Source organism: Pedobacter heparinus (assembly GCF_032678725.1).
Taxonomy (GTDB): domain Bacteria; phylum Bacteroidota; class Bacteroidia; order Sphingobacteriales; family Sphingobacteriaceae; genus Pedobacter; species Pedobacter heparinus_A.
In genome coordinates, this window is sequence record NZ_JAVTSC010000005.1 from 338781 (window position 1) to 351936 (window position 13156).

Below are 13156 nucleotides of genomic sequence, written 5' to 3' on the forward strand. Positions count from 1 at the left end.
ATTTGGGGATTATTAGCATATGAACATTGAACAACAGATCATTGCTGCAACTGTAGCAGCAGTAAAAGAATTATACAATCAGGATTTACCGGAAAGCCAGCTGAGCTTGCAGGATACGAGACCGGAATTTGAAGGACAGCTTACCATTGTGGTGTTCCCGATAGTGCGCTTTTCAAAGAAATCACCGGAGGCAACAGCCGCCGACGTGGGCGGGTATTTACAGCAGCATCTTCCGGAAGTAACTGGTTTTAATGTGATCAAAGGTTTTTTAAATCTGAGTATTGCCGATAGCTACTGGTTAAATTTGTTTAACAGCACATTACTGGATCCTTCTTTTATGGCGGTTAAACCAAATGGGAAAAAGGTAATGGTAGAATATTCATCACCAAATACCAATAAGCCATTGCACCTGGGCCATGTAAGAAATAATTTATTAGGGTATTCGGTAGCCGAACTGCTTAAAGCAGATGGCTACGAGGTGTTTAAGGTAAACCTGGTGAACGACAGGGGTATTCACATCTGCAAATCTATGCTGGCCTGGCAAAAATGGGGCAATGGCGAAACTCCGGAAAGTGCTTTACTTAAAGGGGATCACCTGGTAGGTAAGTACTATGTGATTTTTGACAAGGAGTACAAAAAGGAAATTGATGCTTTAAAACTAGAGGGACAGACCGAAGAAGAAGCCAAGAAAAATGCGCCTTTGATTAAGGAAGCACAAAAAATGTTACAGGATTGGGAAGCTGGTGTACCTGAAGTAATTGCACTCTGGAAAACAATGAACGGCTGGGTATATGCGGGATTTGAGGTTTCGTATAAAAACCTGGGTGTTGATTTTGATAAATATTATTACGAAAGCAATACCTATTTATTGGGTAAGGATACAGTGGAAGAGGGGCTGGAAAAAGGTGTTTTCTTTAAAAAACCAGATGGTTCTGTATGGATTGACCTTACTCAAGATGGCCTGGACCAGAAGCTGGTATTGCGCGCTGACGGAACTTCGGTGTACATTACCCAGGATCTTGGTACTGCCCAGATGAAATATGATGATTTTAAGATGGATGAATCTATTTATGTGGTGGGTAATGAACAGGATTATCATTTTAAGGTATTGTTTCTGATCCTGGAAAAGCTGGGTAAAAGCTGGGCCAAAGGGCTGCACCATTTGTCTTATGGCATGGTTGATCTACCTAGCGGGAAAATGAAATCCAGGGAAGGTACTGTAGTGGATGCGGATGACCTGGTAGCAGAGATGATAGAGACTGCCAGGGCAAAAACGGAGATACTGGGTAAAGTGAATGACTTTGATGAACAGGAAAAGAAAGAGTTGTTTTATAACATCGGTTTAGGTGCACTGAAATACTTTTTATTAAAAGTGGAGCCGAAGAAGCGCTTGTTATTTGATCCTTCAGAGTCTATCGATTTTCAGGGCAATACCGGTCCGTTTATACAATACACCCATGCCAGGATCAGGTCCTTATTGACTAAAGCAGGTTATGATTTTTCAGCAAAGGGTGTTCCTGAAGCTACAATTACGGCAACTGAGCTGGAAATGATCATGCTGCTTGCAAAATATCCGGCAGAGGTTTCTTCGGCGGCAAAAGCATACAGTCCGGCTACTTTGGCTAATTATTTATATGAAATGGCTAAACTGTTTAACAAGTTTTACCATGAAACACCACCCATCATTAAAGAGGAAAATAAGGCTTTCAGGCTGCATCGTTTAAATTTAACCTTTTTAACTGCTGATGTTTTGAAACGCGGCATGCGTATTTTAGGGATCACGGTTCCGGAACGGATGTAAGGTCTTGATTTTATCTGAAAATAAAAAAACCTCTAAAACCTATTTAAGAAGGCTTTTCTATTCTTTTGTCTTGTGTTGTTACTTGCCGATACAGAATTTGCTGAAGATGTTTTCCAATAGGTCATCTGTAGTAACCTGGCCGGTAATCAGGCCCAGATAATGGAGTGCCTGCTTGATATCCATAGCCAAAAAATCAGATGTCACCGGGTTTTGCAATCCTTCGGCTACGTTATTTAAAGCAGCCCTGGTTTTTTCCAGCGCTTCCACGTGCCTGATATTGGTTACCATCGTATGGTTATCTGAAAGCTGATCTCCTACTGCTGTATCATATAACAGCTGTTTTAACTCTTCGATCTGCTGGTTCTCTTTTGCAGATATCGAAATGAATTGAATTTCAGCAGGCAATTTCAGTTCTTTTAGCCTGTCGCTGTAAGAAAGATCCATTTTGTTGGCCACCGCTAAAAAAGGAATACCAGGTTTGTGTAGTCTTGCAATATCCTCATGGATCTCCGTAGCAGAAAGATTAACTACATCAAACAAATACACGAGTAAAGCTGATTGGTGAATCTTTTGCATGGTCTTTTCTACACCGATCACTTCAATTGTATCAGTAGCCTCACGGATACCGGCAGTATCTATCAGTCTGAAATTGATCCCATTGATGTTCAGTACCTCTTCTATGGTGTCGCGTGTAGTACCTGCAATTTCACTTACAATGGCCCGATCTTCATTTAACAAAGCATTCAACAGTGTCGATTTACCTGCATTCGGTCTGCCGGCAATCACCGTATTGATGCCCATTTTAATCACATTACCCAATTCAAAAGAGCGGATCAGTTTGTTGATTACCAGCGTAATCTTATTGATCAGCTCCTGTAGCTGGTTCCTGTTGGCAAACTCAACATCCTCTTCTGCAAAATCAAGTTCCAGCTCTATCATAGATGCAAAATGGATCAGTTGTTCTCTTAGCACATTTAACTCTGTACTAAAGCCACCCCTCAACTGGTTCATCGCCACATTATGGGCCGCGGCTGAATCAGAGGAGATCAGATCTGCAACTGCTTCTGCCTGAGAAAGATCAAGCCCTCCGTTTAAAAAGGCTCTTAAGGTAAATTCTCCCGGTTTAGCCGCTGAAGCACCTTTTCTGATCAGCAGATTAATGATCTGTTGAATGATATAATTTGAGCCATGACAGGAAATTTCCACTACATGTTCTTTCGTATAAGATTTAGGGGCCACAAATAAACTCACAAGCACCTCATCTATAACCAGATCACCATCCTTAATTAAACCAAAATGTATGGTATGTGAATCCTGGGCAGGCAAATTCTTTCCGCTAAAAACCGAATTGGTGATGGTAATGGCATCTTTTCCTGAAAGACGGATTACTCCTATAGCACCCACTCCGGGCGGGGTAGATAAGGCAACTATAGTATCACTTGTAATCATGGGCAATGTTTGTTAAGTTTGATTTTGGCACAAAATTAGCCAAACATTCGGTACCTTTTACTGTTTACCTCTTTAAAAACAAACAAATTACGAATGAAAGACATGCCGCTGACCGTACGAAGGTCTATTGAACTGCTTGGAATCGCCCTTGTAGGTGCCATCTTTGTGATTGGAAATGACATCATTATGCCTGTAATTATGGCTTTCTTTATCAGCATTGTGTTGCTGCCTGTATTTCGTTTCTTACGAAAATATAAGTTTCCTGAAGTAGCCGCCATCATCCTCCCGATCCTGCTAGTCCTGATTTTTGTGGGAGCTATTGTATGGTTCTTCTCCTCACAGATCGGCATTTTAGTGGCAGATTTCCCCCAGATCAAAAGCAATGTAAACACACATTTAAAATCACTCAGTGAGTGGTTCAGTTCCATTAGTCATGTTTCTACAACCGAACAGATGAAGTTCATTACAGAAAAGAGTGATGATTTGTTGGGAATGGCCGGAAAGGCAGCAAGCGGAGCTGCAGTAACACTGAGTTCCATTTTTGTATTTGTAGGTCTACTTCCCATTTACATCTATCTGATGCTTTTTTATAAGGACATTTTACTTCGCTTTATTTTCATGTGGTTTAAACCTGATCACCATCCAAAAGTGAAAGAAGCCATCTATGAAACTGAGGCCATCATCAAAAACTACCTGATTGGATTGTTAATCCAGGTGACTTACATGACCATACTTTTAGGCGGAATTCTGCTTCTGATAGGAATTAAACATGCCTTGCTGATTGGTGTTATTTTCGCCATTTTAAACCTCATTCCTTATGTAGGGGCGTTAATGGGAAATATCATTGGTGTATTACTCACCCTGACCTCTTCTACGGAGTTGTGGCCAGTAGTTACGGTTTTAGGAGTGATTGCAGTTGTCCAGTTTTTGGATAATAATATTCTAATGCCAAAAATTGTAGGTTCAAAAGTAAAGATCAATGCGCTCTTTGCGATTCTTGGGGTAATTATTGGAGGAAGTATTGCGGGGGTCTCCGGAATGTTCCTCTCCATGCCAATCATTGCAGTATTGAAAGTTATCTTCGATAGAACAGAAACATTTAAACAGTGGGGCGTATTATTTGGTGATGAGCGGCCATCAAAAAGCCCGATGACCTTTGCTTCATTTAGGAAAAAGAAAGCAGTACCAGCTAAACCAGGCGTGGAAAAAACAAAAGAGAAGGACTAATGAACGTTTTTTTGTATCTTTGGCACAGCTTAAATCACATTAAGTTCACTTTTTAATTCTCTGAAACATGACAATATTTCTTTGCGCATGCAAGAAGAAAAAACCTTAACAAAACCCGCTTTCAAGGATGCTTTAAAATTTTGGTTTAAATTGGGTTGGATCAGTTTCGGTGGCACTTTGGGACATATCAATATCATGCATGATTTCTTGGTGGAAAAAAAGAAATGGATCAGCAGCAGCAGGTTTTTTCATGCACTTAGTTTATGTATGCTTTTACCTGGTCCTGAGGCACAACAGCTAGCTATATATATCGGGTGGCAGCTTCATGGTAAACGTGGTGGTTTGCTGGCCGGTCTATTTTTTATTCTTCCCTCCATGTTCATCTTGTTGGGGCTTAGTCTCCTTTATGCAACCTTTGGCAATCAGGCCTGGATGGATGCAATTTTTAGTGGGTTAAAGCCTGCGGTTGTGGCAATTATCTTTCATGCGGTATGGAGTGTAGGTGGTAAAGCGCTCCATGGTATATTATATTATTTGCTGGCCGCCATTGCGTTCGCCTGCGTTTTTTTCTTAAACATTTCTATGCCTTATATCATTATCGGAACCATTGTTTTTGCGCTGTTGTTTAGGTACTTTTGGCCTGGTCTTGTTTATAGAAAACGTACTGGACAGGTTGAAAAGGGGCTAAGCGAAGAGGGATATTACATCAATAAGAATACAGAAGGACTTGGAAAGGATTTCAAGGTGAAGTTGTTGATTAAACAAAGTTTTGTCTTTTTTCTGATATGGGTATTGCCATTTCTATTGTTTTATTTTTTGAGTGGAGATTTTTCCTTCTGGAAAGGTTTAATTTTGTTTTTTACCCAAACGGCCCTTTTTACCATAGGTGGATCTTACACTGTTTTACCCTATGTGGCTCAATTTAGTGTATCGAAGTTTAACTGGTTAAGCAAATCCCAGATGGTTGATGGATTTGCCTTGGCAGAGACCACGCCGGGTCCTTTAATTATTGTGGTTTGTTATGTTGGGTTTATGGCTGGTTATAATCATTTTGAAAACTCTTTATTGATGGGGACGGTTGGGCTTCTTACTACTACCTTTTATACATTTCTACCTTCGTTCCTGTTTATTTTTGTGGGTGGCCCGGTCTTAGAGCATTCAAGAGGCAATCTGGTAATCGGTGATGTGCTAAGTTTTGTGACTGCGGCAGTTGTGGGTGTGATCCTAAATCTTACTCTTTATTTAGGTAAGGATGTGTTGTTTCCACATGGTCTGTTACTGGAAAAAATAGATTTGATGGCGTTGTTATGGATTTCGGCATCGATACTTCTGATCTTTAAATTCCGGTTGAACATCGTTTACCTGATTTTACTGAGTATGGTCTATGGGATAATGCAGTATTAATCCAGGCGGTATAGCATTAGGTTTTACTTTAAAGCCAGGTTAATCAACACGCCAATCATAGCCGATGTGGCAAAGCTGACTAATGTTCCTACCAGTACATATTCCGTTTTTAGCTGGGTATTTGCTTCTTTCTCGCTGAACCTTAGAATAGATTTCGCGGTCATGAGAAACCCAATCGCTGTGTATTGACCCATCAATACAAAAGTTAAGATCAGGATCCGTTCGCAGATGCCTATCCATTTGCCGGCACTGGCCAAACCAAGCTCCTGCTCTTCACTATTTTTAATCACTTCTGCTACCGGCGGTGGGGTGATGTCTGGTGTGGTATTTTCGGAAGGTTCAGAAGTATCTGGTGCTGGCTGATGGCTTTCTGACCTTAAAATGGTTTCCCGGGTAATCTGATCCCGCCATTTTTGTGTTGCTTTTCCAATAATAATCCCCAGTGGCCAACTTACAAACAGGTATCCCGCTGTCAATATCCAGAATTTATGATTTCCAAAAGTGGCATTAGCGTATGTATGGATAGCCATCCAATCCCGGTCAAAAGACATGGAAAGTGAGACAATAACCAATAGGTGAGCGATCTGATCTGCAATAAAATAGTTAAAATTATCTTTGTTTACTTTGGATTTTAGATAGTCTATAGCAAGATGGCTGATAAAAATGACCATTGGAATAACCCAATTATCATACTGACCCGAAAAGGTATAAGCAAATAAGGTAGTAATGGTTACATGAAGGTATAATTTAAAGGATTTCCCTTGTTTTTCTTCACGGTCTTTTACCCAGCTTTTTGGTTGCAACACAAAATCTGTCAGCAAATGTGCTGTAAAGAGTCTCAATAGTAAATTTAATTCCATTATCCTTGTTTTACTAAGTCAGCGATATATTTTATAGTTGGCTCAAATTCTTTCCATCCGGCAGATTTTAACCTGCTGTTTACTGAGGGCTGTGACAAGGAAAGAATTGCAGCTATTTCCTGCTGTGTTTTGCCTTCCAGGAGTAGAAAAATAACTTCGGCCTGGGCTAATGTCCAGTTACCTATATATTTATTTATGAAACTAAGTATGATTTTAATTCCGGCATTCTTCTGCTCTTCGTTGGTGTGAATTGTTAAAAATTCTTCCTCTTTCATGGTATCAAAATTTCTTCCTGATAAATGAAACGCTTCACCATCTGAATTCAGTACATTTTTACCACGATACGATACTGTTCCGATACCTATAGATATCCTTGTACTTAAATACACTTTATTTTTTTCATCTGAATGTTTTTTAAACCAGCAAATTAGTTGTATACTTCTTGTTATGGCCAGAAAGACATCATCAAAAAGAACCTGATAACTGTCACCGCGAAAGATCTCTGCATTTTGCTCTTCTTTTATCCATTTTTTAAGCAACACATCTGTATCTTCAATTAATGCCTTTCTATTAGCGGTGGTCAGTTTGGTAAAATTGATGATGTCTCCTGTTATTACTGCCTTTACACTCATAAGTTTATCCGTTAATTGGATTTAAATATAGATCATATATTCTATAAAATCAATTTATAGATCGATTATTCTATAAATATATAATATAGGCTTATTGCTCTATATTTAAAGAAATTTTTCTCTTCTGCTTGCAATACAACAGCGCGATCCGATCTATTTAAAAGAGAAACAAACATAATTAAACAAAATTTAACATTTGAATTTTAAGATTAATATAAGATTTTAAAATATTATCAATATTTTGCCCATGAATTTTTTCATATAAATTCGCTCCGAACACATTAAAAATGAAATACAAAGATGAACATTCCCTATTGCAACTGGTTTCTTCCGGAAATGAAGAAGCATTTACAGTACTTTATGAGCGTTCTCGTTTGCGTATTTATCTTTTTATAAAGAAGTATTTGAAATCTTCGCAACTTTCTGATGACATCTGTCAGAATGTATTTCTAAAGATCTGGGAGCATAAAGAAGAATTGAATGTGATCAGTTCATTTCATGCCTATGCTTTTACCATAGCCAAACGACAGTGTCTCGACTTTTTAAAACGCGCAGCTGTTGAGCAAACGGCAATGAATTTAATTCTCCAGGCCTATCCCATGGATAACAATGTAGTAGAGGAAAATCTGCAATACGATGAATACCTTCATTTTATCGACAAGACACTATTGAGACTCCCGCTACAAAGTCAGGAAGTATTTAAACTCTGCCGCCAGCAATATAAAAGCTATGACGAGGCAGCGGAAATTCTGGGCATATCCCGGCATGCTATAAAAAAGCATATGGTAAGGTCAATGAAAGTTTTAAGAACTGCTGCTGAATCTGAACTAGGCATCTCAATGAGCATTCTATTTGTCTTTTTATCAAGACATTAATTAAAATCTGAATTTTATTTTAAATAGGGGTACCCTGAGGGTATGCTTCAATCGTCATATCAGCAAAAAAAGGGACAAAACCGAACGGGATATGCAAGACCAAAATTCAGGCCATAAAAGAAAATTAATCCAGCGTTATGCATCAAATGCGGCATCTGAAAAAGAATTGCAATCCCTGTTTGGAATGATCAACAGCAACGAAAACGAAATAGATGCCTTGCTGGAGGAAGAAATGGACAAGGAAATTGCAGCGATGGATCCGGATAAAAAGCTAGGCAGACCGAAACGATTTGTAATCTGGTATAAATATGTTGCAGCATCATTAATACTGGTTACTTTATCGGCAGTTACCAGCTATCTTCTTTCCAATCGCCATAAAAAGGAAAGCCTGAGCAGAACAATCAAAAATATTGAACCGGGTGGTAACGTAGCTTATCTAACACTAGGCAATGGAAAACGGGTTATACTTACCGAACTGATCAACGGTACAATTGTTAAAGAACCGGGAGTAGAGATCACCAAAACAAGCAATGGACAGCTGGTTTATAAATTATCAGCAGTTGACAACGAAGCAAGAACTAATGTTTACAATACCATTGAAACACCAAGAGGCGGACAGTATCAGGTTTTGCTTCCTGATGGTACCAAGGTCTGGTTAAATGCTGCTTCATCATTAAAATACCCAACTTCATTTACCGCACTACAGGAAAGAGTCGTTGAGCTTAAGGGCGAAGCTTATTTTGAGGTTTATGCAGACAAAAAGAAACCGTTTATTGTACATAGTGCAAAACAGGAGGTAAAAGTACTGGGTACACATTTTAACATTAATGCGTACCCGGACGAACCATTAGTAAAAACAACATTGATGGAAGGGGCGGTAAGCGTTACAACAGCCGCATTTAAACAACTGCTAAAACCTGGACAGGAAGCTATTTTAACTGCATCAGGTATTACTGTAAAAGATGTAGAAACCGATGAGGCCGTTGCATGGAAAAACGGCCAGCTCATATTCTCTAGTGAAAGCATCACCACAATTATGCGAATGATATCCAGATGGTATGACGTGGATGTTGAATATCAGGGAAATGTATACGCAATGAGATTTACAGGTACAATATCGAGGTATGCTAATGTTTCTGATGTTTTACAAATGCTGGAAATGACCAATAAAATAAAGTTCAGCATTGAGGGGCGAAAAATAAAAGTAACCGCTAACGTAAATGAATATAAAAACTAATAAACCAAATATAAATAAACCAGAAATGAAAAATTCCAAACGAGACCCTTAATGTACAATCAGGAACACTGATATATAAAATCAGGAGTGCTACCAACACTCCTGACAAAATGTTCAGGTGGTATAAAAAATGTCGCAAAACAAGTATTTATAATAACCAAAACTAAATCAAATGTATAAAATTTCTACAAAGATTTTATCTAAACCTCATTGCTATATAACGAAACTCCTACTGGTTATGAGATTAACTATAACAATGCTGATGCTTGCAATACTTCAGGTAAGTGCTGCAACTTATGGTCAGAAAATAACGCTTTCTGAAAAGAATGCGCCACTGGAAAAAGTATTGAAAAAGATCAGGACCCAAAGTGGGTTCAGCTTTCTTTATGAGGATACAGACCTGGCCAATTCAAAGGCAGTGAATATCGACTTCTCTAATATCTCTATCAATGATGCCCTTGACAGATTATTTGTAAACCAACAGCTATCTTATTCAATTAAGGACAAGACTGTCGTAATTAAAGTAAGAAAAGTACCTATAAACCAATCCGTTGCAGCAATAGACATAAGGGGGAAAGTATTGGATGGTGATGGAAAACCTTTACCTGGTGCTAATGTAAGGGTTAAAGGCGAAACAAAAGGTACAACTGCTAATGTCAACGGAGAGTTTGAGCTGAAAAGTGTAGATTCAAAATCAATACTTGTGATCTCCTACATAGGCTTTCTGACTAAAGAGATTGCTGTTAACAACCAGACACAATTAACCATTAGCCTGGACATAGATCAGTCAAAATTAAATGAAGTAGTGGTAATCGGTTACGGTACAGCCAAAAGAAGTGACTTAACCGGTTCTGTAGGGCAGGTAAACATCAGCGATTTTCAGCAGGCGCCGGTAAGGTCCTTTGATGAGGCATTGGCTGGCCGTGTGGCTGGTGTACAGGTAACTTCATCCGAAGGACAACCAGGATCTGGCATTGATATCATCATCAGGGGGGCAAATTCTTTGACACAGGATAATTCACCTTTATATGTCATAGATGGTTTTCCTACCGAAAATTTTGACAACAACGCCATCAATCCTGAAGAAATTGAATCCATCGATGTGCTAAAGGATGCTTCAGCAAGTGCTATTTATGGTGCAAGAGGAGCAAATGGGGTGATTATCATTACAACTAAAAGGGGTAAAGTGGGTTTGCCAGCTATTAAATATAATGGATCGTATGGGATTCAGAATAACATCTATGAAGTTCCATTGATGAACCCTTATGAATATTTAAAATTACAGAGTGAAATCACAGCTACAGATTTTAAAAATGCTTATCTGGGGCCAATGCCAGACCCTGTTGACCCTACAAATCCACCTATAGGTTATAAATATACACTGGAAGATTACCGCAATGTGGAGGGGATAGACTGGCAAAGTCAGCTTTTCAGAACAGCACCAATGCAGAGCCATTCTTTATCTATGTCTGGTGGCACAGAGAAAACGCGCTATTCTCTTTCAGGACAGGTATTTATGCAGGATGGTACTATCATAAATTCTGGTTACAGGCGTCAGCAAGGCAAAATGACTTTAGATCAGACTGTAAACAATAAATTTAAGGTAGGAGCAGACTTTACCTATACCAGTTCCAAAACTTTTGGCTCTGCAACTTCAACTGCAGCCAATTCTTCAATGAACAATTTTTTATATAGTGTTTGGGGCTACAGACCGGTAACACCTATCGGTGTATTACCTGAAGACGTGATAGAAGAGCCTTCAGATGACTTTGTAAATACTTCTACAGATTATCGGTTTAACCCGATCATGACTGCAGAAAATCAGTTGAGGCAAACTTTTGCAAGAAATTTTGTAGGAAACGGCTATGCTGAATATACTTTTATGCCAGGCCTTAAACTGAGGGTAAGTGGTGGAATAAACAGAGTACAACGACGTGCAGAGTCTTTTAACAATTCAAATACTTATAGTGGAAGTCCTTCAAATCCTTTCACTAACGGACCAAATGGCAGCATCACAAATTTTGAGACAACCACATGGTCAAATGAAAATATTTTAACATATGACAAGAAATTTGGTAAAAATCATAAACTTAATGTAATTGGCGGGTTTACCTTAAATGGCAATAAATATGGCTATTATGGCTTATCAGCAAATGCCTTACCTAACGAAGCACTTGGCTTAAGCGGTTTGGCTTCCGGAACCCCTCAGCCTGTTACTTCTTATAACTCTGAATGGTCACTGGTTTCTGGTTTGGCAAGGGTAAATTACAGTTATAAAAATAAGTATCTCTTTACTGCTTCCATGCGTGCAGATGGATCTTCAAAATTTGGCCCGGGCAATCAATGGGGCTATTTTCCTTCGGGTGCCATTGCCTGGAGACTGATCAATGAAGATTTTATGAAAAATATTTCCTTCCTTTCAGATGCCAAATTGAGATTGAGCTGGGGTATTACAGGTAATAACAGAGTTGGAGATGGAGACCGCTTTGCCCAAATGACATATCCAATCTATTCTTATTATTCTTTCAATAATGGATTAGCCCAGGGCATAAACATCACAAATGTGGGAAGTCCGAATTTAAAATGGGAAAGTACAAGACAAACAGACATTGGGCTGGATGTAGGGTTCTTAAAAGATAGGATAGGTTTTACTGCAGAATACTATCGTAAAAATACTACGGATTTGTTGTTAAATGCCTTATTGCCTTATACAAGCGGTTATGTGAGTGCATTTAAAAATATTGGTGCCACTAGAAATGAAGGCTTCGAATTTTCAATTAATTCAATCAATATTAAAAATAAAAATTTTTCCTGGACTACCAGCTTCAATATTGCTTTTAACAGGAACAAAGTAATCGAACTTACTGAAAACCAGGAAAGTCTGACAAGCAACATCAGCTGGGATAGCTTTTATAGTGCTGTTCCACTGTATATTGCTAAACTAGGCCAGCCGATAGGGCAGATTTATGGATACATCTGGGATGGTGTATATCAGCTCGAGGAATTTACCCAGCCAACATCAACCACCTATCTTCTAAAACCTGAAATTGCTACAAACGGCAATGCAAGGACCTCGATCAGACCAGGTGATATTAAATATAGGGATATTAACGGGGACGGTGTAGTGAACGATTTTGACCGGACCGTAATAGGTCGCGCCTATCCAATACATCAGGGTGGTATGTCCAATAATTTCAAATACAAAAATTTTGATCTTGGTATATTTTTGCAATGGTCTTATGGTAATGATATTGTAAATGCTAACAAACTCATATTTGAGGCCGGAAACAAAGCTTTCCTGAATCAATATGCGACTTATCAAAATCGCTGGGCACCCGAAAATACAAATACTACCATGCACCGTCCTGGAGGGCAATATGGATACAATTATTCAACCAGAATTGTAGAAGATGGTTCATTTTTAAGACTGAAGACGGTATCGTTAGGTTATGCGCTTCCCATAAATTTATTGAACAGCATTAAAATCAAGGGTTTAAGGGTTTACGCATCTGCACAAAATCTATTCACCTGGACTAATTATTCTGGGTCAGATCCTGAAGTGAATGTTAAAAGAACAGCATTAACACCGGGATTTGATTATTCGGCCTACCCACGTGCACGTACTGTTACTTTTGGGGCCGGCTTATCCTTTTAATTATATAATTACAATT

Annotated in this window: 9 protein-coding genes; 6 read left to right on the forward strand and 3 right to left on the reverse strand. The window is 38.9% G+C overall.

Annotated features, from left to right (window positions below):
- The first annotated feature begins 19 nt into the window (after positions 1-19).
- Positions 20-1801: an arginine--tRNA ligase gene (argS, locus tag R2Q85_RS10680; protein WP_316811765.1), complete on the forward strand. Its 1782-nt coding sequence runs from the start codon at positions 20-22 to the stop codon at positions 1799-1801.
- Between the two features lie 78 nt (positions 1802-1879).
- Here argS and mnmE read toward each other — a convergent pair whose 3' ends face one another.
- A complete protein-coding gene (gene mnmE / locus R2Q85_RS10685; protein WP_316811766.1) occupies positions 1880-3250 on the reverse strand; it encodes a tRNA uridine-5-carboxymethylaminomethyl(34) synthesis GTPase MnmE in 1371 nt (456 codons plus the stop codon).
- A 93-nt stretch (positions 3251-3343) separates the two neighbouring features.
- Here mnmE and R2Q85_RS10690 point away from each other — a divergent pair, with 93 nt between their 5' ends.
- Together R2Q85_RS10690 and chrA are read left to right on the forward strand one after the other, a co-directional pair.
- On the forward strand, positions 3344-4477 hold the full coding sequence (locus R2Q85_RS10690; RefSeq protein WP_316811767.1) for an AI-2E family transporter: 1134 nt from the start codon (positions 3344-3346) through the stop codon (positions 4475-4477).
- 87 nt (positions 4478-4564) lie between these two features.
- Positions 4565-5881: a chromate efflux transporter gene (gene chrA / locus R2Q85_RS10695; RefSeq protein WP_316811768.1), complete on the forward strand. Its 1317-nt coding sequence runs from the start codon at positions 4565-4567 to the stop codon at positions 5879-5881.
- A gap of 23 nt (positions 5882-5904) precedes the next feature.
- On the opposite strand, the gene R2Q85_RS10700 is transcribed toward chrA, so the two are convergent.
- The gene (locus tag R2Q85_RS10700; RefSeq protein ID WP_316811769.1) at positions 5905-6741 is read right to left on the reverse strand and encodes a DUF3307 domain-containing protein; all 837 of its coding nucleotides are present in this window, start codon (positions 6739-6741) and stop codon (positions 5905-5907) included.
- Positions 6741-7373 carry a hypothetical protein gene (locus tag R2Q85_RS10705; RefSeq protein ID WP_316811770.1) on the reverse strand — a complete coding sequence of 211 codons (633 nt, stop codon included), beginning with the start codon at positions 7371-7373 and terminating at the stop codon, positions 6741-6743. The genes R2Q85_RS10700 and R2Q85_RS10705 overlap by 1 nt, the downstream gene beginning before the upstream one ends.
- A gap of 287 nt (positions 7374-7660) precedes the next feature.
- Between R2Q85_RS10705 and R2Q85_RS10710 the strand changes: the two genes are divergently transcribed.
- From R2Q85_RS10710 to R2Q85_RS10720, 3 genes are all read left to right on the forward strand, one after another.
- On the forward strand, positions 7661-8248 hold the full coding sequence (locus R2Q85_RS10710) for an RNA polymerase sigma factor (protein ID WP_316811771.1): 588 nt from the start codon (positions 7661-7663) through the stop codon (positions 8246-8248).
- A 91-nt stretch (positions 8249-8339) separates the two neighbouring features.
- Positions 8340-9485, forward strand: coding sequence for a FecR family protein (locus R2Q85_RS10715; protein ID WP_316811772.1), 1146 nt, complete (start codon positions 8340-8342; stop codon positions 9483-9485).
- Positions 9486-9723: 238 nt separating this feature from the next.
- Positions 9724-13140 carry a TonB-dependent receptor gene (locus R2Q85_RS10720; protein WP_316811773.1) on the forward strand — a complete coding sequence of 1139 codons (3417 nt, stop codon included), beginning with the start codon at positions 9724-9726 and terminating at the stop codon, positions 13138-13140.
- Positions 13141-13156: the final 16 nt, after the last annotated feature.